The organism is Methanohalophilus sp. WG1-DM (genome assembly GCF_004104135.1).
Taxonomy (GTDB): domain Archaea; phylum Halobacteriota; class Methanosarcinia; order Methanosarcinales; family Methanosarcinaceae; genus Methanohalophilus; species Methanohalophilus euhalobius.
The window spans coordinates 40,301-63,560 of record NZ_RRBA01000008.1 but is presented as its reverse complement, the minus strand read 5'-3'; the positions used below and the strand labels follow the sequence as shown (position 1 = coordinate 63,560).

At 43.7% G+C, this 23,260-nt stretch carries 21 protein-coding genes and 1 tRNA gene; 1 reads left to right on the top strand and 21 read right to left on the bottom strand.

Annotation, left to right across the window (positions count from 1 at the left end; translation table 11 throughout):
* Positions 1-19 precede the first annotated feature (19 nt).
* From CI957_RS06875 to mtaA, 20 genes are all read right to left on the bottom strand, one after another.
* A complete protein-coding gene (locus CI957_RS06875; RefSeq protein WP_373420710.1) occupies positions 20-580 on the bottom strand; it encodes a 30S ribosomal protein S7 in 561 nt (186 codons plus the stop codon).
* A 5-nt stretch (positions 581-585) separates the two neighbouring features.
* Positions 586-1,014, bottom strand: coding sequence for a 30S ribosomal protein S12 (locus tag CI957_RS06870; RefSeq protein ID WP_072359284.1), 429 nt, complete (start codon positions 1,012-1,014; stop codon positions 586-588).
* A 42-nt stretch (positions 1,015-1,056) separates the two neighbouring features.
* On the bottom strand, positions 1,057-1,482 hold the full coding sequence (locus CI957_RS06865) for a NusA-like transcription termination signal-binding factor (protein ID WP_128754535.1): 426 nt from the start codon (positions 1,480-1,482) through the stop codon (positions 1,057-1,059).
* Positions 1,483-1,501: 19 nt separating this feature from the next.
* On the bottom strand, positions 1,502-1,789 hold the full coding sequence (locus tag CI957_RS06860; RefSeq protein ID WP_105460699.1) for a 50S ribosomal protein L30e: 288 nt from the start codon (positions 1,787-1,789) through the stop codon (positions 1,502-1,504).
* 74 nt (positions 1,790-1,863) lie between these two features.
* Entirely contained in the window at positions 1,864-2,991 is a 1,128-nt protein-coding gene (rpoA2, locus tag CI957_RS06855; RefSeq protein ID WP_394328818.1) for a DNA-directed RNA polymerase subunit A'', read from the bottom strand.
* Positions 2,992-3,021: 30 nt separating this feature from the next.
* Positions 3,022-5,667, bottom strand: a complete 2,646-nt coding sequence (locus CI957_RS06850; protein WP_096712967.1) for a DNA-directed RNA polymerase subunit A' — start codon at positions 5,665-5,667, stop codon at positions 3,022-3,024.
* Positions 5,668-5,678: 11 nt separating this feature from the next.
* Positions 5,679-7,493, bottom strand: a complete 1,815-nt coding sequence (rpoB, locus tag CI957_RS06845; protein WP_105460720.1) for a DNA-directed RNA polymerase subunit B — start codon at positions 7,491-7,493, stop codon at positions 5,679-5,681.
* Positions 7,486-9,126 (bottom strand): DNA-directed RNA polymerase subunit B'', encoded by a 1,641-nt coding sequence (locus CI957_RS06840; protein ID WP_105460700.1) that lies wholly within the window; start codon positions 9,124-9,126, stop codon positions 7,486-7,488. The genes rpoB and CI957_RS06840 overlap by 8 nt, the downstream gene beginning before the upstream one ends.
* Positions 9,127-9,254: 128 nt before the next feature.
* On the bottom strand, positions 9,255-9,491 hold the full coding sequence (locus tag CI957_RS06835) for a DNA-directed RNA polymerase subunit H (RefSeq protein ID WP_105460701.1): 237 nt from the start codon (positions 9,489-9,491) through the stop codon (positions 9,255-9,257).
* 48 nt (positions 9,492-9,539) lie between these two features.
* Positions 9,540-9,616: transfer RNA gene (locus CI957_RS06830), tRNA-Lys, on the bottom strand.
* A 219-nt stretch (positions 9,617-9,835) separates the two neighbouring features.
* Positions 9,836-11,071 carry an adenosylhomocysteinase gene (locus CI957_RS06825; RefSeq protein WP_128754534.1) on the bottom strand — a complete coding sequence of 412 codons (1,236 nt, stop codon included), beginning with the start codon at positions 11,069-11,071 and terminating at the stop codon, positions 9,836-9,838.
* A 354-nt stretch (positions 11,072-11,425) separates the two neighbouring features.
* Positions 11,426-12,361: a carbohydrate kinase family protein gene (locus CI957_RS06820; RefSeq protein WP_096712941.1), complete on the bottom strand. Its 936-nt coding sequence runs from the start codon at positions 12,359-12,361 to the stop codon at positions 11,426-11,428.
* Positions 12,362-12,440: 79 nt separating this feature from the next.
* On the bottom strand, positions 12,441-13,277 hold the full coding sequence (locus CI957_RS06815; RefSeq protein WP_096712942.1) for a class I SAM-dependent methyltransferase: 837 nt from the start codon (positions 13,275-13,277) through the stop codon (positions 12,441-12,443).
* 24 nt (positions 13,278-13,301) lie between these two features.
* Positions 13,302-14,093: a class I SAM-dependent methyltransferase gene (locus CI957_RS06810; RefSeq protein WP_096712943.1), complete on the bottom strand. Its 792-nt coding sequence runs from the start codon at positions 14,091-14,093 to the stop codon at positions 13,302-13,304.
* 160 nt (positions 14,094-14,253) lie between these two features.
* Entirely contained in the window at positions 14,254-15,660 is a 1,407-nt protein-coding gene (ahcY, locus tag CI957_RS06805) for an adenosylhomocysteinase (protein WP_128754533.1), read from the bottom strand.
* Positions 15,661-15,766: 106 nt separating this feature from the next.
* Positions 15,767-16,966 (bottom strand): methionine adenosyltransferase, encoded by a 1,200-nt coding sequence (metK, locus tag CI957_RS06800; protein ID WP_128754532.1) that lies wholly within the window; start codon positions 16,964-16,966, stop codon positions 15,767-15,769.
* 471 nt (positions 16,967-17,437) lie between these two features.
* Positions 17,438-18,772: an amidohydrolase family protein gene (locus CI957_RS06795; protein ID WP_096712946.1), complete on the bottom strand. Its 1,335-nt coding sequence runs from the start codon at positions 18,770-18,772 to the stop codon at positions 17,438-17,440.
* A 15-nt stretch (positions 18,773-18,787) separates the two neighbouring features.
* Complete coding sequence (locus tag CI957_RS06790) at positions 18,788-19,420, bottom strand: HD domain-containing protein (RefSeq protein WP_096712947.1); 633 nt, start codon at positions 19,418-19,420, stop codon at positions 18,788-18,790.
* Positions 19,421-19,432: 12 nt separating this feature from the next.
* Entirely contained in the window at positions 19,433-20,176 is a 744-nt protein-coding gene (locus CI957_RS06785) for a 4-phosphopantoate--beta-alanine ligase (protein WP_096712948.1), read from the bottom strand.
* An 83-nt stretch (positions 20,177-20,259) separates the two neighbouring features.
* Complete coding sequence (mtaA, locus tag CI957_RS06780; protein WP_096712949.1) at positions 20,260-21,300, bottom strand: methylcobamide:CoM methyltransferase MtaA; 1,041 nt, start codon at positions 21,298-21,300, stop codon at positions 20,260-20,262.
* Positions 21,301-21,499: 199 nt separating this feature from the next.
* Here mtaA and CI957_RS06775 point away from each other — a divergent pair, with 199 nt between their 5' ends.
* Positions 21,500-22,351: a DMT family transporter gene (locus CI957_RS06775; RefSeq protein WP_128754531.1), complete on the top strand. Its 852-nt coding sequence runs from the start codon at positions 21,500-21,502 to the stop codon at positions 22,349-22,351.
* A gap of 27 nt (positions 22,352-22,378) precedes the next feature.
* Here CI957_RS06775 and CI957_RS06770 read toward each other — a convergent pair whose 3' ends face one another.
* Positions 22,379-23,254 (bottom strand): pantoate kinase, encoded by an 876-nt coding sequence (locus CI957_RS06770; protein ID WP_128754530.1) that lies wholly within the window; start codon positions 23,252-23,254, stop codon positions 22,379-22,381.
* Positions 23,255-23,260 lie beyond the last annotated feature (6 nt).

Sequence of the window (23,260 nt, the reverse complement as noted above, 5' to 3'; positions counted from 1 at the left end):
AATTCACTATAATACAAGATTAACGTGCAGCCTTTGCAACCCTTTCTTTTGCATCTTTCCTGTTCACAGAGAAGCACTTTGCATCCCCGTTTGATGCTGCGATAAGTTCTGTCGCAAGACAGCTGGCAAATGAACGTTTGGATTTGAAAGATGTCTGCTTGGTACCCATAGCAATATACCTCAGTGCAGAATCAACTCTTCTCTGAGGTGCGGTATCCACCGCTTTTGGTACAGAGATTCCACCGTATTTAAGGCGTACTACCTCTTCCCTTGGACCAGTATGGGAAATTGCCTCAACAAGTACCTGAACAGGATTTTTGTCCGTTTTGGAATGGATAATATCAAAAGCTTCCTTTACAGCAGTCATTGTGCACTGCTTCTTACCTGTATTCTCCTCTCCACGCATCAGATTGGTAATAAGTCTTTCAACAATTGAAAGATCGGACTTATTGAACTGCTGTCTTGCGTGCCTGCCGCCTGTATTGGGAATTGCAATTGGATCGACATTCACATACCTTCTGAGACCGGGGTCGGCCACTTCAACCTCAGTCATATCCCATTTACCGAATAATTTATTCATAAGAATTATCTCCTTGGCTTCTCCTTTTTGCCGATGACCATCTCGTTCAAACTGACGTTATTAACAGCTGTGACCTTAAAGCGCACACCGGGAATATCACCCTTTGCACCACCCATGCGTCCACCAATTCTTTCCACTGTTATTTCGTCATGTTCATCAATGAAATTGATGGCACCGTCCCCGGGACAGAAAGCAGTTGCCTGCCTACCGTTCTTGATCAATTGAATCCTTACACATTTCCTGATAGCAGAGTTGGGCTGTTTGGCTTCAATACCTACCTTTTCCAGCACAATACCGCGCCCCTGAGGAGCTCCTGATAAAGGATCAGACTTTACATTCAGTCCAAGGGTTCGCCTGCTGTAGCGAGTATCTTTCCACCTTGCATTTTTACGTGCCGCTTTAAGTTTATGAGCTGCATATTTTCCATTTGTCATTTAGTATCCTCCAATAGATGAGTTAAATATTTGAAACCCGGATTATTGTAATATTAAATCTTCGATATCATGATGACGGTTTACAATCCTTTTTATCTTATCAATATTTCGACCGCTTTTCCCGATGGCCAGACCTTTATTCATACTGGAAACCTCAACATAGGCAACCCTTTTATCGTTTTTATCGCTGATTTCTACAGATTCTGTAGGAATTGTGCCAAATACGTTCTTGATGAAGGTTACCGGATCATCGGAATACTCTATTAAATCCACCTGCTTGTCGACTGCTTTTTTGAAGCGGTTAATATTATCTCCATGCTTCCCGATTGCAGCACCCATATCGCCATTGTTGACCACGCAGATAATTCGATCATCGTCTATAAGACAATCCTTAATGGATGCCCCGGTCATACTTTCAAACAGGGCTATATATCTGATAGCATCTGTTGAAAGTTTGATATCACTCAAAAATAAAACACCCTCTATTTTAAACTAATCCTATAATATCAGATTCACCAGCATCAACGATTGCCATGGTGGTGATAGTGTACGGTTTACCACAAACAGTGCCAAGATCCATACTTGAACCTGCGTATTTCAGTACTGGTAAATCTGTTTCCTCGATTTTTTCCCTGATGTATGCCGGGCAGTTTGCAGAAACTACTACCATTTTTGCATCTCCGTTTGTAGCTACATCAATGGTCCTGTTTGCCCCGACCACAACATCTCCTGTCCTAATGACTTTAAGCAATGCCTTATCAACATTAATATCCATATAGATCAACCCTTTTGAATTTAAGATTGGTACTTTAATACCTGATTCCTTATATCTAGTTTCTGGTTACAGTTTCATCCCTGTAGAGGATTTCTGGAAACGAGATGAACATCTCCTGTTCCGAGTTTGATTGGCTGGCCGACAATAATATTCTCAGTAACACCACTCAATTCATCAACCTCTCCACGCAAACCTGCATCAAGCAAATGATTTACGGTTACTTCGAAAGCCGCACGTGCAAACACACTGGCTTTTTCACCGGATATTCCATGACGACCTATCTGTTTTACTTCACCGTCACAGGACATTATATCCGCCACCAACATAATATGCCTCACATCAACTTCAAGACCCTGTTCACGCAGGGTATCTGTAGCCTCTTTGATTATTGCATTTCTTGCAGCTTCGATACCAAAGACCTCATAGATCTCCCCAATGTTATTGGTGCTTGTCCTTGTGGGATCTATACCATCAATTTCAAGGACTTTCTTGAGTTCGGAACCTTCTGTATAGAGCCTGTATTCACCATCCTCTTTTCTGACAACTACTCTCTTGATGCCATCAATACCCTTCAATGTAATGGTATTGATCTTCTTTGCAAGCTGTAATAGCTCACGATAGGAGGGTTCTTTCAGTTTTATAAGAAGCTGGTTGGAAACTTCACTGGCCTGAACAACGGAAACACCAAGACCATGCTCAAGTTTTTCCATTACCGATTCAATACCTACTTCCCTTTTATTCATGGCCTTTTCATTCAAATCAATAACAAGCTGCATGTTAGAAAGATCAGTAGTGACATCGGCAAGGTGCTCAACATGCGTAGCTTCAATCATCCAGGCAATCTTGTTTGCAAACTCCCTGTCTTCGAGATACTCATTGTCAAGATGGACGGTCATCATTGGTGTACTGGGACGTTTACGTGCATCAACAATCTCAATCAACCTGGGCAAACCCAGTGTAACATTGATCTCAGCCACACCAGCATAGTGGAAAGTACGCATTGTCATCTGTGTACCTGGCTCACCGATCGACTGTGCAGAAATAACACCTACAGCTTCACAGGGTTCCACGCAGGATTTATCATAAGTTTCCAGGAGTTTTTCAATAATTTCCTCCATCTGCTTCTTATTTACACTCGCCTTAACCGAATCACTAATAAGAGTCTGCTTTACATCACTGGGAAGAGGTAAGTCTTTGACCATACCTTCAATTGTTGCTTCCTGAAGTACCATTTATTTCACCTCCTTACCAGTAACAGAACTTACTATGTTATGTACCGTATCCTTACTGTTGTAATCGCTCTTGGTAGAATCTATACCATCCTCTCCGTACTTGAATTGTACAATAACACCACGTGTCTCACGTACGGATCGATCATATTGTACTTCGAGGTCCTGAAGAGCGTTTACAAGACGACGCTGAAGATAACCGGACTGGGATGTACGCACCGCAGTATCAACAAGACCTTCCCTACCTCCCACTGCATGGAAGAAGTATTCCGTAGGGTTTAAGCCACTCTTATAGCTGGACTTTACGAAACCATGTGCATCAGCACCAAGGTCACCTCTATCAAAGTGTGGCAGTGTACGTCCTTCATAGCCTCTCCTGATACGCTCACCACGCACAGCCTGCTGACCCACACAGGCTGCCATCTGTGTCAGGTTCAGCATAGAACCACGTGCACCGGATTTTGCCATGATCACAGCAGAATTTTCCAGTCCCAGATGGTTTCCTGCAATGGTACCTGCATGGTCCCTCGCCTTACCCAGAGACTGCATGATCTTAAGCTCGATGGTTTCAGCGAGAGTTCGGCCCGGGAGGGGTTCAAGTTCTTTTGCTTCATAAGCTTGAATAAGTTCTGCAACTTCGTTTTCAGCCCGTTCAAGTTCCTCATCGATATTCAGTCTTGCTTCACGAGGAATGTCCTCATCACTGATACCAAAACTAAGGCCGGTACGCATCACACCACGAATCGCAAGCCGAGTCATATCGTCCACAAACTGAGCAGCCTCGGTTGAACCATATCTTTTCACAATGGAGTCAAGTATCTTGCCCTTAAAGGCACCGATTGCTTTCTCATCGATTGTTCCGGCCACCAGTTCACCATTTTCAACCACCACATAAGAATCATACTCACAATCCCTGCCCTTGCATACATCACACTTGAAACATACATTGGCTTTAAATTCAAGATTGAGATCATTTGGAAGAATCTGGCTGAAAATCTGTTTACCTGTCCAGAAAGGATCTCCTGCATCATTATAACCTGCAGGCTCCGGAAGCTCACGTACTTCTGATTTACGTAAAAGTTCCAGAGCATCGTTCTTACTGATCATCTTTTCATTACGCGTCAGCAGGAACATACCTGAAATATGGTCATGAATACCACCTATGATAGGACCGCCAAAACGAGGAGACAGGATGTTTTCCTGAACCTGCATCAAAATGCTTGCTTCCGCGCGGGATTCTTCCGTCTGCAGAACGTGCATATTCATTTCATCGCCGTCAAAGTCCGCATTGTAAGGAGGACAGACAGATGGATTAAGTTTGAACGTCTTATTTGGCAAAACCTTGACCTTATGTGCCATTATACTCATTTTGTGAAGAGAAGGCTGCCTGTTAAAGAGAACAATGTCCCCATCCTGCATCTGCCTTTCAACTGTCCAGCCAGGTTCGAGTTTTTCAGCAAGTTCTTCTTTGTTGGCTTCGGTGATCTTGAGTCTGCGACCATCTTCACGGAATACATAATTAGCACCGGGATGAGTTTCTCCCCCTCTTGCAACATATGCACGCATCATTTCAAGGTTTCTGGAGATAACCCTTACAGGAATTGTCATTTGCCTGGCAATTGCGTAGGGTACACCCACCTCATTGATACTAAGGTTGGGATCCGGAGACACAACCGTACGTGCAGAGAAATTCACACGTTTACCGGAAAGACTTCCCCTGAAACGACCTTCCTTTCCTTTAAGACGCTGTGTAAGAGTCTTTAGGGGACGACCAGACCTGTGTCTTGCCGGAGGAACACCTGAAACTTCGTTGTCAAAGAACGTAGTAAGGTGATACTGCAACAGTTCCCAGAGATCCTCGATTATAAGTTGTGGTGCACCTGCATCACGATTTTCCTGAAAACGCTGGTTTATACGAATAATATCCACAAGTTTGTGAGTTAGATCATCTTCACTACGCTGACCTGATTCCAGAGTAATAGAAGGACGAACTGTTACAGGAGGAACTGCGAGCACTGTAAGAACCATCCATTCAGGTCTTGCAGAAACAGGATCCATACCCATGACCTTTAGGTCATCATCCGGGATATGTTCAAGACGATCACGGATTTCAGTCGGTGTCAACTTGTAATCATTCTCTATGTAATCCGAGGGTTTTTCGAATTTTATCTCAAGTTGCTCTTCACCACAATATGGGCAAATCTTGGTCTTTCGTGCTTCTTTGAATACATTATTAATCAGATCATCAGGCAGATGACTCATTACATCCAGTTTGGCAAACTGATTAAGATAGGCCTTCTTCTGTTTGTCCTCAAGAAGAAGATGGCTGCAGTTACGACAGGTTGAACGTAGTATTTTTCTTATTACCTTATTAAATCCTACGTGTAGTACCGGTGCCACAAGTTCAATATGACCGAAGTGGCCCGGACATTCACCGGCCCTGCCTCCACAGGTCTTACACCTCAAACCCGGATCTATAACACCCAGTCTAAGGTCCATTAAACCCATGTCAATTGGATAACCATCGTCGTCATATGTGTCAGCAGTAATAATAGAAGTAACACTCATTTTACGGATTTCCCGTGGAGACAGGAGACCGAATCTGATTGCACCAATTCTCTGGGGAATAGAGGGTATAGTATTATCCATTGATATCACCATCACACAGCATCATCAAGTCTGAGCCTCGGAGCTACTCCAAGGGATTTGATTTCATCCAGCAAAAGTTTGAATGCATAGCTCATTTCTACACGGTGGATGTCCGTTTCTGATCCACAGTTTGAACAGTACCTCACATTACGCCTGCGGTCAAAGGTCGCGATCATGCCACAATTACTACAGACAAGCTCTTCAACCTTATCAGATTCATCAAGCAATCTTTCCTTAAGGGTCATCGCTGCACCATGACCAATAAGTACATCCCTTTCCATTTCACCAAATCGCAGACCACCTTCACGGGCACGTCCTTCGGTTGGCTGGCGTGTGAGAACCTGAACTGGGCCACGGGACCTTGCATGCATCTTGGATGCTACCATGTGGTGTAGCTTCTGATAAAGAATAACACCAACAAAGATATCGGCCTGGACCTTTTTACCGGTCACACCATCATAAAAGACTTCTTTACCGGTGTGCGAAAAACCATGTTTCTGTAAACCTGCACGCAGGTCATCTTCTTTTTCTCCGGAAAAGGCAGTTGCATTGATACGTCTTCCTTCTACAGATCCTACTTTACCACCGATCATTTCCAGAACATGTGCAACTGTCATACGTGAAGGGATTGCATGAGGATTGATTACCAGATCCGGAACCATTCCGGATTCTGTGAAGGGCATATCGTGATATGGAACTATAAGTCCGATTACTCCTTTCTGACCGTGCCTTGAAGCAAACTTGTCACCAATCTCAGGAATCCTTTGATCCCTGACCTTTACCTTGGTGAGCCTGGTACCGTTAATGGATTCAGTAAGCAGAACAGTATCAACCACACCTTTTTCATTGGAGCGCATGGTGATTGCACTTTCCCTTCTCTGTTCTACGGTGATACCGAAATCCGTTTGTTCTTCAAGGAAACGCGGAGGACTGGTCTTACCGATCAATACTGAATTAGGCCCAACTGTGGTCTCCGGATTGACAAGCCCGTCAACATCCAGGTTCGCATAGGCTTCCGCACTACGTGCACCCCTGAATTCCGAATCGGGAATCTCAAATTTATCTTCCTGCCCACCGGGATAACGACGTTCTTCGCCCTCAAAAGTCCTGAGGAAGTGGCTCCTACCCAAGCCTCTTTCAATGGACCCTTTGTTAAAAACCAGTGCATCTTCAATATTATAACCTTCATAGGACATTACAGCCACAACGAAGTTCTGACCCGCAGGCCTTTCATCAAAGTTAATTGATTCACATGTCTGCGTACGTGTGAGTGCTTTCTGGGGGTAATGTAACACGTGTGCACGAGTATCAGGCCTGAGTTTCAGGTTGGAAGTGGACACACCAATACATTGTTTGATCATAGCCGAACCCATAGTAATCCTGGGGGATGCATTATGTTCCGGATAAGGGACCATACCTGCACAGATACCCAGAATCAGAGAGGGATCTATTTCAAGGTGTGTGTGTTTGGGAGTGATGTCACTCTCATAGAGAGCCACATATGAATTTTCTTCTTCTTCGGCATCCAGATATTCAATACGACCCTGCCTGATGAGATCTGCACTCGTCAAATCTCCGCTTTTGAGCTTATCAATATGGTCTTCAGTAACAAGAGGCAAGCCATTTTCCACTACTACAAGCGCCCTTCTTGCCCTCCCTATATCGGAATTGATGATCACTTCATGAATATCTTCATAAAGGGCTACATTTACCTGTCTGGAAAGCATACCGGCCCTTCTCTGCTTGCGAATATCTTCCACAAGATTGACGGGATCAGGATGTGTGCCTATTAGTTCACCATTCAGGAATACTTTAGCATCAGTCACCAAGAATCACCCCCTCTTTACCAAGAGGGTTCTTACCACTATCATCAGTAATATCCTGATAACCAGGGGATTTTATCAAATCATCTACTGGCATTTCATGTTCCTCTGCATCAGTTCCAATCTCATTGGAATACTTAAGGATCTTTTCAGGCACATGAAGCTGCGCCGGTGCCACACCAAGACCATAAAGCACATTTTTCACTTTATCGAAATCATCCACCCCTGTGGATAGTTCCACCATCTGGGCGAAATTTTTCACCAAACCACAGTTGGGACCCTCTGGTGTTTCTGAGGGACACAATCTGCCCCACTGAGTAGAGTGCAGATCACGGGCTTCAAAGTGAGGTTGTGCCCTGGAGAGAGGAGATATTACTCGCCTGAGGTGGGAAAGTGTAGAAATATAATCAGTACGATCAAGCAACTGGGATACCCCACTCCTTCCTCCAACCCAATTACCTGTTGCAAGTGGATGCTGGAGACGGTCGGTAAGGACATCTGCCCGGACCAATGTGGAAACATTCAATTCCCTGTTCCTCATGTTTGCTCTTTCAAGCTGGTATTTGACATCACGTGTCAGGCGGTTGAAAGCCACCCTGAAGAGATCTTCCAGCAAGTCACCCGTTAGTTTCAGGCGCTTGTTGGAATAGTGATCCTTATCATCCGCACTACGACGGTCAAGAGCCAGTTCAAAACATGATTCGGCCATGCGACCCAGGAAATGGGCTTTTGCAATCCTGTCCTCTGGCTCATTACCAAGATGAGGAAGCAGATACCTGTCAATAACATAATTTGCCCTCTTGACCTGATACTCACTTGCCTGACCGGAGGCCACCCTCATACCAATCTTCTCAACCGCCTCTTCTACTGTATCTACTTCCGACTCTTCGAGGTTTTCGAACATGAACTTCATTATTTCCGGATCTGTTGAAACCGTCTTGACGACATCTTCATCTGTTTCAATACCAAGAGCCCTGAGAAGAGTGATGAAATTAATCCTTCCGGAGATGGAGGGGAAAGAAACTTCCAGCAGGGCTTTCCTGCCTCTTTCAACCACCACAAGTGCCCTGTAACCTCTGCGCTGGGAGAAAACCTTTGCAACTTCTATGCGATCCCCGTAACGCTCTCCGATTTCGGCCAGTATCTTGTTGGGTGCAAGATCCTCAAGGGTCATAACTACCCTTTCGGTACCATTAACGATAAAGTAGCCTCCTGGATCAAGCGGATCCTCGCCGTGTTCGATCATTTCCTCATCATCGATTCCAACAAGATTACAGATCTCGGATTTGATCATAACCGGTAGTTGCCCAATTTTGGCTTCCCTTGGTTCGGATTCTTCTCCACCTTTGACCACGGACATTTCGAGGAAAAGAGGAGCAGAATAAGAAAGGTTTCGAAGTCTGGCCTCATTGGGGTAGAGGTTTTCAATTGCACCATCCGCCTCCTTGACAACCGGTTTCTCAACTCTGATGCGGCCTAACTTGACGTATATATCCTCAATGTCAGTTTCGATGAGATGTTGTTCATCGATAACTTTCTGAAGACCGCTGTTTAAGAACTTGTTATATGAATCGATGTGGTGTTGTACGATTTTATCCCTTGTGAAATAGGCTTCCGACAGAAAACTGGTATCCAAAGCGATGCTAGCACCTTCTTTTAAGTTAATATAGAATATTCAGGCAAACAACGTAGCGCATGCGAATGTAAGCGTGAGAACAAAATCAATGAACGGGACATAAACCCGGCGAATATTAGTCATGCATGTCATTCAATTACATACCGATAATAGGGGGCCTCTCCTGCAGTCTGGCTTTTGCGGGTAATTTTTACTACGTCTCCCACTTCAGCACCAATTTCTTTAATAACAGGATCTTCTATCTTGATTTTAGGTAGATGTTCCCTACCAATATTATACTCTTTAAGAACAGATTTTATTTCATCCTCATCAATAATTTCATGACGGGGAATGAATTCATGATCAAGCAGGCTGAACTTACTCAAATAATATCCTCCTAAAAAATCTGCAGGTAAATGTTTCCCATAATTTTGTGGCGGGCTCGTAGGGATTTGAACCCTAGACCGTCTGGTTAAAAGCCAGACGCTCTGCCTGACTAAGCTACGAGCCCACAATATTTGCTGCATACACCATTTATACCACCCTTAGGCAGCGCCAATACATGAGTGGCATTGTATATAAGGTTTATTGTAGAGGGCACTTCTACCGAAAATCAAATGCCTCCAACGCATAAAAATGAACCATAATTGCGGAAAATAAAGAAGCAGTAGAACACTACTACAAACAAGATATATATAGCATCATTTCCGGACTTTACAAAGTTAGCTGTTTATGTTCCACATTCCCAGCCACCCATATATTCTGCCTGTTTGGGGGAATATGAGTCTATTTCGACACCAAGAGATTCCAGTTTCAGCCTGGCCACACGCACATCCAGATCATAAGGTACCGCATGCACCCCTATGTCGAGTTTATTCTCGGCAATATAACGCGCACATTGGGCCTGGTTCGCAAAACTCATATCCATCACTTCAGCCGGATGACCATCGCCTGCAGCAAGATTTACCAACCTGCCATCGGCAAGAACATTAATGTGTTTACCGCCTACCGTATATTCTTTGATATTTTTCCTGACATCCCTTACTGAAGAAGACAATGCAACAAGATCTTCCAGATTTATTTCCACATTGAAGTGCCCGGAATTGGCAAGTATTGCACCATCTTTCATCAACTCAAAATGATTCCTGTTCAGTACATCAGTGTTCCCAGTAGTCATCACAAAGATATCACCATAAAGAGCGGCTTTTTGCATAGGCATGACCCTGAAGCCATCCATTTTTGCTTCAAGAGCACGTATTGGATCCACTTCCGTCACAATGAGATTTGCACCCAGACCTGAAGCCCGCATCGCAGCACCACGACCACACCAGCCATAGCCACCAATGACAACGGTCTTACCCGCCACTAACAGGTTGGTAGTCCTCATGATCGCATCCCAGGAAGATTGCCCCGTACCATAACGGTTATCAAAAAGGAATTTGGTCATAGCGTCATTTACGGCAATTACCGGCATCCTCAGGGCTCCTTCCGCTTCCATTGCCTTGAGACGATGGATTCCTGTGGTAGTTTCCTCACACCCACCCTGTATTGAATCAAGGAGTTCGGTCCTTTCCGTATGAAGCTTAAAAATCAGGTCCGCACCGTCATCGATGGTTATATCCGGATCAATATCAAGTACTCTGTCAATAGAGCCGTAATATTCCTTGCTGGAACAATCATATTTTGCAAAACAATCGATATTATCCTTCGTATCCAGAGCCATAGCCACATCATTCTGCGTACTCAGAGGATTGCAACCGGTAATAGCAATCTCGGCGCCTCCTGCAGCAAGGGTTTCTACCAATACGGCGGTCTTTGCCTCTACATGAAGTGCCATTGCTATCCTGTGACCTTTCAGAGGTTTTTCTTCTTCGAATTCCTTCCTGATTATAGAAAGAACAGGCATATGATTCCTGGCCCACTCGATCTTTTGTTCACCAGATTCAATAAGTCCCTCATCGATCATACAATACCTCATTTGATAATGATTCTATAGAAAAACTATTTACAATTTCTAATCCCACACAAAGGAAACACCGACAATATTTGGGAAAAACAAAAACTGATGAATGAATATACTTTGTCTGTAAAATACTTAAACCTTATTAATGCAACCACAGACGTCACGACAGATTGCAATATTGCAACCCGCACTTGTAAATTAACCAAAAATGCAAATAACCCCAAAATTCCCAAATCATTTGCATGTGTAATTGCAACATAAGCAACCCCATTCAAATAGCTCCAAATAAACAAAATAAGAAGAAATTATGGTGTAATAGACCAGAACTTCTTCCACCTGAAATTAGTCCGATTTTGTTTAAAAGACCGTACCGAAGGCTTCCTTGAAACGTCTCTTGAAATCTGCTAGCTTAAAGTGATGGTTCTGGGTACCCTGGTGTTCAATTTTTATAGCACCCATCAAAGATGCAATCCGTCCTGTGGTTTCCCAATCCAGGTCATTTGTTAGACCATAGAGCAAGCCAGCACGATATGCGTCCCCACAACCCGTGGGATCCTGCAAAGCAGCTGGTTTGGCAGCAGGAATCTGGATTACCTCACCGTCTTTATAGATCAATGAACCTTCCGGACCTTTTGTAACTATAAGAGCTTTGAGCTTTGCAGATATCTCCTCCTGACTCTTGCCAGTCCTCTCTTGAATCAATTGCCACTCATAGTCGTTAACTGTCAACCAGGTAGCCTGCTCTATGAATTCCATTAATTCATCACCATCAAACATAGGCAGGCCCTGACCGGGGTCAAAGATGAAAGGTATACCCGCACTCACAAATTCCCGTGCGTGCTGAATCATACCCTCCCTGCCATCCGGTGATACAATGCCCACTGCAGGATCATTTACATCAAGTACTGAATAATTATGAGAATAGTTCATTGCCCCGGGATGGAAGGCAGTTATCTGGTTGTCATCCATATCTGTTGTAATGAAAGCCTGTGCTGTAAATGTGCCATCAACCACATTCACATGTTCCCGGTTGATACCCTTCTCATCCATCCATTTTGCATAATCCTCAAAATCTGTACCAACCGTCCCCATCGGGAGGGGATTACCACCTAGTAATTTGAGATTATAGGCTATGTTTCCCGCACAACCTCCAAACTCACGACGCAGTTCAGGTACAAGGAATGACACATTTAATATATGCACTTTATCCGGCAAAATATGATTCTTGAACTGGTCATTAAAAACCATGATATTATCAAAAGCAAAAGATCCACAAATTAAAGCTTTGTCCATTTATATGTACTCCTAAATTATGATTCTAGTTTGAATTATAGACCATCCATATGAAAATAAAAAAAGGTAATTATTCCAATTATTTTTTACGTAAGTGGAATATACCCCAGGTAAGATATCCGTTATTACCACCGTGTACCCAGTGATTGAGACCCTGTTTCATATTATTGATGTAGTTCTGACTGACTACCCTGGAGAGCTCATCTTCCTGGCTTTCAGTTTCTTTCAACACTCTTCCATAATGAGTCGGCAGCTGGGAAGCATGTTCCTCAAATTCAATTTCCTTCATACCATACTTTTTGGCAGATTCCCGATAAAAACCGGGTGAACCGAGAGATTCCAGATGGATACGGTCCAGTATTGGTTGCAAGACCCCTTCCGGACAATCGTCAGTCTGCATCGGATCAGTAAATACAAAATCTCCGCCACTTTTCAGCACACGGGCAACTTCTTTGAGAACCTGTTCACGATTACCACTATGAAGGATTGCATCCTGGGACCACACTACATCGAAAGAGAAATCGGGATAGGGAATTTCTTCAAAGCTACCATCAACAACTGTTATAAGATGGTCAAGACCCTGATCTTCATTCATTTTTCGGTCGCGTTCATTTTCTACTTCACTCAAATTAAGAGCAACTACCTGACATCCATATTTTTTGGCCAGATACCTGGCAGCTCCACCATAACCAGCTCCGATATCCAGAATCTTACTATCCTTATCCAGATTGCTTATTTTTGATGCCATCCTTTCAATTGTACGTCGACTGGCGTCAAATATTGGTTCATCTTCTGAATTATAGAGACCAACATGGATATCCTCGCCGCCCCAAATGGTAAAGTAAAAATTGTCGGCGTCATCGCTGTTGTAGTATTCCTGTGCTTTATCTACTGCGGTTTTTTGGTTTTCAGACATGTTGAATTCATCTTCCCATATTTTTTAATTTTTTTCTGCAACATGGAGGAAGAAATCAGGCTCATCCTCTTTGTAGGTCTCTTGGAAATCCCCTAAGGTGTTTATTTTCTGGAAACCAACTTCATGCAGAAGTTGCCTGGTGTAATCTTTTCTCAAGGGGAACATATTGAGATTGTAGACAGAACCATCCGAGAATTCATATTTGAAGCGGGCAAGCCCTTCATCAACATGTTCCGGATAGACTGATACAGTATCACCACAGTAATAATGGGCATGTTTACTGGAATAACCATCATCCAGTATGGCATCATAGTTACGCTGGTCAAGAAGCAATACACCATCATGTTTCAACAGCGTATAAAACTCAGCCAGAGCTTTTCTGCGGTCGTCTTCATCGAAAAGGTGTGTAAATGAATTACCCAGACATATAACAGCATCGAATTTGTCATGGATATCTTTATTCATCCATCTCCAATCAGCCTGAACGGTCCTCATCAAATACCCATGATCACGGGCATTATCAAAGGCCTTGACAAGCATTTCTGCACTGCCATCTGCACTTACGACATCAAAACCTGCCTCAAGTAAACGAACAGAGTTAAAACCGGTGCCTGTTGCCACATCGAGTACTTTCTTAACACCCCTTTCTTTCAGGATGTTTATGATAGTGTCCCCTTCGCTCTTGGCACGGCTTTCCCAATCGATGAGTTCGTCCCATTTATCAACAAATCCAGGAACATACTCTTCCTCATAATGGTCAGATTCCCTTACTTCTATTGGATTCTCTCCAAAATCCTGTTTTTCATATTGGTTCATGTAGATCCTCCTATTGTTATTTATGTAGTATATTTACAAATACAGTCGATTGTTGCTATTCGCCTGGCTCATGCATTCATGAATACAGAATGAATTAAGTGAAATAAAATAAGGACTCCCACCCTGGCAGCCCTCATCAAAACATCCATAACTTAATTATTTAGTACCGGTAGTGTTCTGGTTTGTACGGCCCTTCAACAGGGAAACCGATGTATTCAGCCTGTTCCTGTGACATCTTGGTCAATTTAGCACCCAGTTTTTCAAGGTGCAACCTTGCGACCTCTTCATCCAGCACTTTTGACAATCGATAAACACCCACTTCCTTTGGGGTCTCCCAGAGATCGATCTGTGCAAGTGTCTGGTTTGTGAAACTGTTGGACATGACAAAACTCGGGTGACCTGTTGCAAGACCCAGATTGACAAGCCTGCCTTCTGCCAGCACATATATAGAATGCCCATCCGGGAACTGGTATTCATCTACCTGTGGCTTGATGTTGACCTTTTTCACATTATCCATCTTGTTAAGTGCATCAACCTGAATCTCATTATCAAAATGGCCTATATTACAGACGATTGCCTGGTCTTTCATGTTAGACATGTGTTCGGTTGTGAGGACATCACAGTTTCCTGTTGTGGTCACGTAAATATCCCCGTAGGGTAGTGCATCCTCAACAGTCATAACAGAGTATCCTTCCATCAATGCCTGCAGTGCGCAGATTGGATCGGTTTCTGTAATAATCACTCTTGCTTTGTGATTGGCAAGTGCTGCTGCTGAGCCTTTACCGACATCACCATAGCCACAGACTACTGCGACCTTACCTGCAATCATCACATCAGTACCACGTTTAATGGCATCCACAAGAGATTCCCTGCATCCGTAAACATTATCGAATTTACTTTTGGTTACAGAATCATTGACATTTATAGCAGGTGCAAGAAGTTCTCCCTTCCTTTCCCAGTGATACAACCTGTGCACACCGGTGGTTGTTTCCTCGGACACACCCTTCCAATCAGCAACTGCCTTATGCCAGAATTGAGGGTCCTCCTTCAGGGATTTTTTGAGCACTTCATTCTGGGCTATAAGTTCCTTGTTGTCTGTAGGTTCATCAAGGATGGAAGGATCATCTTCTGCTGCATAGCCACGATGCATCATCAGGGTTGCATCCCCACCATCATCCACAATGAGATTGGGGCCTTTACCATCCGGCCAGGTCAATGCCTGTTTGGTGCACCACCAGTAATCATCAAGTGTTTCACCTTTCCATGCAAAAACCGGTACACCAGCTTCTGCTATTGCGGCTGCTGCTTCATCCTGGGTCGAGAATATATTACATGATGCCCAGCGCACATCTGCACCGAGTTCAACCAGTGTTTCAATAAGAACTGCTGTTTGGACAGTCATGTGAAGACTGCCACTTATACGTGCTCCTTTGAGTGGTTTCATAGGCCCGTACTTTTCACGTGTGGCCATAAGCCCCGGCATTTCCTGTTCCGCTATATTTAACTGCTTGCGACCCAAGTCAGCAAGTCCAATATCCTTAACTTTATAATCATTATTTGTAACCATATTTTCACCAGTAATTAATCATCTTCTAAGCAATGCTAATATTCCAAATATACTTCTAAATCCATAGTCTCGATCTAAACAGCGACTATTGTGATTTAGACAAAAATCATTTCACTACGTTGAGATTGAATTTTCCTTTGAGGCTATCCACCTTGTCAAGTTGTTCCCAGGGGAATATATTCCTGCCAAAATGACCATAAGAAGATGCCTGCCTGTATGACCAACCTTTAGGATGCAATAAATTCAGATCTTCTATCAGGGCTGCCGGTCTGAAATCAAATATTTCACCGGATTCCAGTACATCCTGGATTTCCTGGTCTTCTACTACACCTGTACCATAGGTATCAACATTGATACTGAGAGGCTTTGCGACCCCAATGGCATAGGCTACCTGGATTTCACATTTATCAGCAAGACCTGCTGCAACTATGTTTTTGGCGACATATCTTGCATAGTATGCTGCTGAACGATCAACTTTGGACGGATCCTTACCCGAGAAAGCTCCTCCTCCATGGCTGCCTACTCCTCCATAGGTGTCCACGATGATCTTACGTCCGGTAACCCCTGCATCCGCATAGGGACCTCCCAGGACGAATGCACCGGTTGGGTTTATGTAATACTCGGTGTCTGACCTCAACATGCCGGTTGGCTCAAGGACTTCATTGATAAATCCTACCATGTCATTACGAATTGTTTCAAGTGGGATGTCGTCAGTCTGCTGTGATATAACTACAGCTGTTATGTGGTCTGGTTTTCCATTTACATATTTCACTGAAACCTGTGATTTGGCATCCGGTCTTAAGTAGGACACCCTACCTTCCTTACGGATAGAATCCAGATACCGGAGTAACCTGTGGCTAAATGCAATTGGAGCAGGCATATATTCATCTGTTTCATTGGTAGCATAACCAAACATCATACCCTGGTCCCCTGCACCCTGTTCTTCATATAACCCAGTGCCCTCGGTAACTCCCATAGAAATATCAGGGGATTGTTCGTGGATTTTTGAGATGTATTCAAAGGATTTGTCCCAGAAAAGAAGGTCCTTATGATCATACCCTATATCACGAACAACTTCACGTGCTATACTCTCTGTATCAATCTGTTCCATACCTTTACAGGTAATTTCACCTGCATTTACCACAAGGTCATGGGCTACAAGTGTTTCACATGCCACACGACTGTCAGGATCAACTTCCAGACATGCATCCAGAACTGCATCAGACACCTGATCACATATCTTATCTGGATGCCCTGCCCCGACTGCTTCTGAAGTAAATACGTGGTCATATTTGAGTTTGCTCATTTTCACACTCCTGTTTTATCTTAAAGGTCCGATTGAACGGATACACTAAGGGTCCGATTGAACGGATACGTTAAAGGCCCGGATGAACGGACATACATTTAGATTTGAATTCGCAATCAAATGTCAAGAATGGATAATTCCACACTGTAACATCCCTATAGCATAATATAGTGGGAAGTTCGAGGATCAATGGAAATCATTGTTTACCACGAACATAATAATTCCACCATAATTTTAATCGTAATTGATTGACATCACATACTACGCCATACTATATATGTGTTTCCAAATTGAAGGTTTTTAAATTATTTTTACAGAATATAAGAAAGCAGATATATATTTCACTTCAAAAATAATAAATAGAATCTGTTTTTATGGATCTCTAGCCAAATATTGCGAGTAGGTATTGAAAGAGAGCCACCTGATTGTAGCCACAGACGTTCAATATTAAAAGTTATATAGTGGATAAAATTACTGATCATCTGAATAATCCTGCAAACCCAGAACATCAATCAGATGCTGACTGTCAGTCTTTTTCGCAGCTTTAGAAGCTTCCACCATTATCTCATATTCATTCATACATAGAACCTGACCGTTTTCCATGAGCACTTTTCCATCCACCAACACTGTTGTGACATCACTACCAAGAGCCGAATATACAAGATGCGAATCGATATCATACAATGGAGTGAGATGCGGACGTTTCATATCCACAACAATCAAATCGGCATAGTAGCCTTCCTTGATCATACCGGCCTCAATTCCAAGTGCCTTTGCCCCGTTTACAGTGGCCATCTCAAGCACTTTCCGGGCATCAATGACAGTTAGGTCCATACTGTCAACTTTATGAAGAAGGGCGGCCATTTTCATTACCCCGAACATATCAAGATTATTGTTTGAAGCACATCCATCCGTACTCAGGGATACATTCACACCCTTTTCAAGCAGCTTTGGCACCGGTGCGATCCCTGCTGCCATTTTCATATTACTCACTGGATCATGACTCACATGAACTCCCATTTCAGCCAAAATGTCCATATCTCCCTCTGAAAGCCAGATACAATGAGCAGCAAGTACATCACTGTCAAAAAAACCAATGTCATGAAGCATGTTGACCGAACACTTGCCATACTTCTCTTTCATCTGGTTCAGTTCAGCTTCGGTTTCAAGCACATGGATATGAACTTTTACACCATCCTTGCGAGCCTGCTTACGCACATCCCGCAGGAATTGCTGAGAGCAGGTATGAGGGGCATGTGGACCATACATAGCAGATATGCGCCCATTGGCTGCACCATTGAAATCCTTTACAAAATTCCTGCCTTTTAACAGGGAAGATGCTGCCCTTTGAGGATCTCCAAAATCAATCATACCATAGGAAAGGGCTGCACGCATACCACAATCCTCAACTGCACGAGCAGCTGCCTGCTCATGAATATACATGTCAGCAAAGGTGGTTGTTCCGGATTTTATCATCTCCAGGCATGCCAGCCTAACCCCTGCATAGATTTCTTCCGGCCCCAATTTTTCTTCCACAGGCCAGATATAATCCTCAAGCCATTCTGCAAGGGGCAGATCATCGGCATAACCCCTTAAAAGTGTCATTCCTGCATGATTATGGGTATTTACCAGACCGGGCATGACCACCGAACCGCTTGCATCTATTATTTTGTCTGCCTTGCCATTATAAGAGAGCCCCACATAGACAATCCTGCCATTTTCAATGGCAACCTCCCCTTTTTTGAGATCTCCTGAATCAGGATCCATAGTAAGGACGTGACCGTTCTTGATCAAAATATCAACCATAAAACCCCTCCAATATCAATAAACTTCCTTTTTGAGCTGTTCAAGGAAAGTTTCCATAATTTTCAGCCTCTCTGTTGCAATATCCCTGGAAGTATGTGTGTTCAGACGATCCATTATCTTAAAAGGCTTCCTTTCCATATATTCTTCAAAACCTTCAAAAGGATTTTGTGCATAGGCATTCATGGAACTTTCCTTCACATTACCATTGGCATGTTTTAAGCCTCGCAAAGCCCCCATTGAAACCAGTGACCTGAAAATACCTACCGCACCCAGGGCATCAATCCTATCCGCATCCTGTAAAATTTGCCCTTCGATTGATTCGGGAACCATACCCCGGCTGAATCTGTGAGTACGTATGCAGGATACAATATGTTCAATGGTCTTTTCATCAACTTCTTTGTCAGCCAGATAAGAACCTGCGATTTCAGCACCATACAATGCATGATCACCGCCTTCCTCATGTTCGCGAACAACACCCACATCATGCAATAGGGCAGCAAGCCTCAATACATCAGGATTTCCCCCTTCCTTTTCCCCTATATACATGCAAAGGGATTCGACCCGCTCCACGTGACCCATATCATGGCTACCGGGTTCATCGGAGAGTACATCTGACACATAATCTCTTGTAATTTCAATAATATCCATAAATGATCACCTTCACTGATTCTTAAGATTCTCCATTAGTTCTCCAACAGCTTCTCTGAGAAATGTAGCGTTATCAAAATCCCCTGCAATTTCCTCAAGCTCTTCATGACTACAGTTTCCAAACTGCCGGGAATAACTGATTAGATTTACCATCGCACGGCTCACGTTGTCCACAATCGTAAGGGTGGCTGTCTTTGATGTGCGTGAAAATGGATTCAAATCGATTGCAATAACAGTTTTACCCATCTCCACCAATTTCTGGCATCTATCCCCGTCCTCCAGGGGAACAAGAACCACATCTGCACTGTAGATTCCTTCCTGGTCCACAATAGCCCGGGCATGTTCAAGATCAAGCCTGCCATCCCCTCGTACCCCAAGCACACGGGTCGCACCAAAGGATTCCAGATGAGAGATTATACGAGAAACTCTCTCCTCGGTACGGTGAAAGAGATTGACTTCAAGGGATGCTCCTGTGACAGATGCAAGCTCAACCATTTTTTCAGGGACAAGGGCCGATGTATTGCCATTTACCGAAATGACCGGTCTATCTGCCAGGAGAAGCAGTGCAGAAGCTATCTTTTCTGCAAGTAAAGCCGAAGGAACAGTCCTTTCACCAAGCAGGTAGTCAAAACATTCACCTCTGCCCTGAGCCACAAGACCCTGCATACTCGTAATACCTTTATTCACACCTTCAACAATATTTTCCCTTGCAATCAGGGAATGATAACGAGGATGTGTTCGGGGAATGCCAGTCAATTTTTTACACCTCAATAATCAGAACAAATATAAATCGACCAATTAATTGTTGCTTCAAAAGAAAAACAGGTATTTGCACCTTCTTATAACTCGGGATTTAAACCCTTATAGTACTCGTCCCTTGCTTCCACGAAGGCTTTCAGGTTCTCAAGCGAAGTATATGGTGCAAGTCCACAACCCGGGGCAAGAATATCCACACCGTCTTCAAGACACATCTTAGCCTGTCTTTTCACTTCTTCCGCAGGAGTCGAAAGGAGGATATCTACAGGCGAGACGTTGCCTATTAAACAAGCCCTGTCCCCAATTATCCTTTTGGCATATTTGGCATCCACTTTTTCTTCAATACTCAATCCTTCAAATCCGGAACAAGCCATAGGTTCAAGGATTGCAGTGGCATCTCCGCACATATGCAATATCATTGGCCCATCAGTGCCGGCACAGATTTTGCCATATTCCGGAAGAACCAGGGATTCAAAGATATCTGGAGGTAGCAAATCAGGTCCTGCTTCGGAATCCGGCATACAGATTGCATCCGCACCCCTTTCGAAAAGGGCATTTGAATATTTCACACATACTTCTACACCCATACCGAGCAGTTCACGCATAATTTCCGGCTCCGTGAGGGACCACATAAGGTAATTCTTTGCACCCACAAGAGAGATAGCAATCGCAGCAGGACCAAGCATGCCTGCAACAACAGGAATGTCTTCCCCAACCCTTTCCCGGATAATTTTCGTGGCATCCAGTATGGTGGATATGCGTTCGCTTTCCAGGAAATTATCAGGGAGATTGAATTTCCCTACATCCTCCTTATTGCTACAGGGATTGTCAAGAACAGATGGCTGTGAATCAAAAGTTCCTTCCTTTATTGTGCATCCCAGGGTCTGGGCTATGGCCGTACCGTCAAAAGGATAACGTACGGCTTCCAGACCGGCCACCTCATACCCACCTATAGCCAGTGCAGCCATTTTTTCAGCATCATAATGTGCCTCCGGCCAATGGCTGCCCGTGGCTTCCATCAGTTCAATTGTACCTGTCTGGGTAACCGAACAGACCGGTACCCTGTCAACATCCTTTCCTGCAAGGGAATCTAAAAATCTTTGTTTTAGTGTGATGCCTGTCATTAAATGCCTCCGGATACAAAATATCAAATTGCAATCCTGCAAGGAAATCCAGATATGAGATTCAGACGTGGTTATCTGCAGCTAATTTTATGAATAATCTCACCTGAAGACTACTTCAATCTATCGACTAAAGCGCAGATTTAACACCACATACACCAATCAGCCAATGTGAATCCACAAATGAACCGGAGAATCCAAAATGATCCCTGTTGAACTTATGGCAATCTTTTTTGGCCTTGCATCTGCCGTTTCCTGGGGGGCGGGGGATTTCACCGGTGGTTGTGCTTCAAGGCGCACTAACGTATATTCAGTAGTTCTGGTAACCCAGATTGTGGAAGTTGTACTTTTTCCCATACTTGCATTTGTTTTCTCAGAGAATCTGCCCCCATTAAGTAAATTGGTATGGGGATGTCTGGCAGGTTTTTTTGGAACATCCGGATTGTTAGCCCTTTATCAGGGATTGGTTGAAGGAAAAATGGGTATAGTTGCCCCGGTGGCTGCAGTGATATCGGCCATTGTCCCGGTAATTTACTCTGCATTTTATGAAGGGTTTCCGGAAATCCTGCGAATTGCAGGATTCATTTTCGCTTTTATAGCAGTGTGGCTTATTGTCAGTATGGACAGCGGGCCAAAAATCAAAATAAATGACCTGAAGTATCCTTTTCTAGCGGGAATGGGCTTTGGACTCTTTTTTATATCCATAGATAATTTCAGTGAAACTGCCATATTCTGGCCACTGGCCTTTGCCAGAGGAACAGCCTTATTGATGTTTGTAGGTTTTGTCACACTGACAGGATCAGTAAAAGTGAAACCCCCTTCCATTGACGTACTGCCTGTAATTGTTCTTGCAGGACTTTTCAATACCGGAGGAGGTACATTCTTTACCCTGGCTTCAGAAGCAGGCAGACTGGATATTACCACAATTCTATCCTCATTAAGCCCGGGTATCACGGTATTGCTTGCATATTTTATACTAAAAGAAAAACTTGCCCCCAGACAGTGGTTAGGAGTGATATCCGCCCTTTTTGCAATAATTCTTATGTCAATATGAAAGAAAAAGATAGAATTTGCAGAGATGTCAATAAGTACCTGCAATTGTACTGCTAAATACTGTACCGAATTCACTTATCGTATCCCTGATGACAGCATCGGTACACTCCGGGCCAGCAATAGCAAAAACCGCATCTCCAAGCATAGCCTGTGAAGCAAATCCACCAACATTTTCCACAGCCTCGATAATGTCTTTTGCCCCCTTGCTCAAAAGACCCAGTTCAAAACTAAAACTGCGGGATTGGCGCATAAATTCTTCAATTGTCGGATTCTGTAGCAAGTTATTCATTGCGGTTTTGCCAGCAATATTGATCTTTCCAGTCATAGATGAATCGTCAAGGGTTGTTTTTGTAGACAATTTACCCAGAGCCACACAGTGTACACTAAAAGAGGAAGAAACGATACGATCCAGCAGGCCTCCTTTTGTAATCGGAGCCGGTCTTTTCCTGATGACAATCCCGCCGTGTGCCTGGGCTTCCACATCGCCCAGTCCACCTCCCCCTACAACTTCGGCAATATGAGCAGCTTCCACGAGTTCATTTTGAGTCAGGCCCAATGAGAAAAGATCATTTAAGCAATAGGAAGTTGCCAGTGCACCTGCACCGGAAGCACCAAAGCCACAGCCTACGGGGATATCAGCATGAGATTCTATCCTTACAGGTTCACAGGTGAGAGAGGCAACCAGATGAGAAGTTACAGGTGCTTGTTTCCTTGAACCACTCAGGAATATCTCTGTCTCTGTAATATCGGGCCCCACACCTACTTTTGCAGTGACCCCTCTGTTAAGAACTACACCACAACCCGTAGTGCCCTTCAAGGCCGGGTCATCGTTTTCATGGATTGTGAAAAAACCCGTTATATGTCCAGGAGCAAAGCATGTTACACATTTTTGTTTTGGATCCATAGAAAC

Coding starts and splice junctions, on each gene's coding strand:
- CI957_RS06875 (WP_373420710.1), bottom strand. CDS start 580: ATGAATAAATTATTCGGTAAATGGGATATGACTGAGGTTGAAGTGGCC.
- CI957_RS06870 (WP_072359284.1), bottom strand. CDS start 1,014: ATGACAAATGGAAAATATGCAGCTCATAAACTTAAAGCGGCACGTAAA.
- CI957_RS06860 (WP_105460699.1), bottom strand. CDS start 1,789: ATGGATATTAATGTTGATAAGGCATTGCTTAAAGTCATTAGGACAGGA.
- rpoA2 (WP_394328818.1), bottom strand. CDS start 2,991: ATGGTCAAAGACTTACCTCTTCCCAGTGATGTAAAGCAGACTCTTATT.
- CI957_RS06850 (WP_096712967.1), bottom strand. CDS start 5,667: ATGGATAATACTATACCCTCTATTCCCCAGAGAATTGGTGCAATCAGA.
- CI957_RS06825 (WP_128754534.1), bottom strand. CDS start 11,071: ATGATCGATGAGGGACTTATTGAATCTGGTGAACAAAAGATCGAGTGG.
- CI957_RS06820 (WP_096712941.1), bottom strand. CDS start 12,361: ATGGACAAAGCTTTAATTTGTGGATCTTTTGCTTTTGATAATATCATG.
- CI957_RS06815 (WP_096712942.1), bottom strand. CDS start 13,277: ATGTCTGAAAACCAAAAAACCGCAGTAGATAAAGCACAGGAATACTAC.
- CI957_RS06810 (WP_096712943.1), bottom strand. CDS start 14,093: ATGAACCAATATGAAAAACAGGATTTTGGAGAGAATCCAATAGAAGTA.
- ahcY (WP_128754533.1), bottom strand. CDS start 15,660: ATGGTTACAAATAATGATTATAAAGTTAAGGATATTGGACTTGCTGAC.
- metK (WP_128754532.1), bottom strand. CDS start 16,966: ATGAGCAAACTCAAATATGACCACGTATTTACTTCAGAAGCAGTCGGG.
- CI957_RS06795 (WP_096712946.1), bottom strand. CDS start 18,772: ATGGTTGATATTTTGATCAAGAACGGTCACGTCCTTACTATGGATCCT.
- CI957_RS06790 (WP_096712947.1), bottom strand. CDS start 19,420: ATGGATATTATTGAAATTACAAGAGATTATGTGTCAGATGTACTCTCC.
- mtaA (WP_096712949.1), bottom strand. CDS start 21,300: ATGACAGGCATCACACTAAAACAAAGATTTTTAGATTCCCTTGCAGGA.
- CI957_RS06775 (WP_128754531.1), top strand. CDS start 21,500: ATGATCCCTGTTGAACTTATGGCAATCTTTTTTGGCCTTGCATCTGCC.
- CI957_RS06770 (WP_128754530.1), bottom strand. CDS start 23,254: ATGGATCCAAAACAAAAATGTGTAACATGCTTTGCTCCTGGACATATA.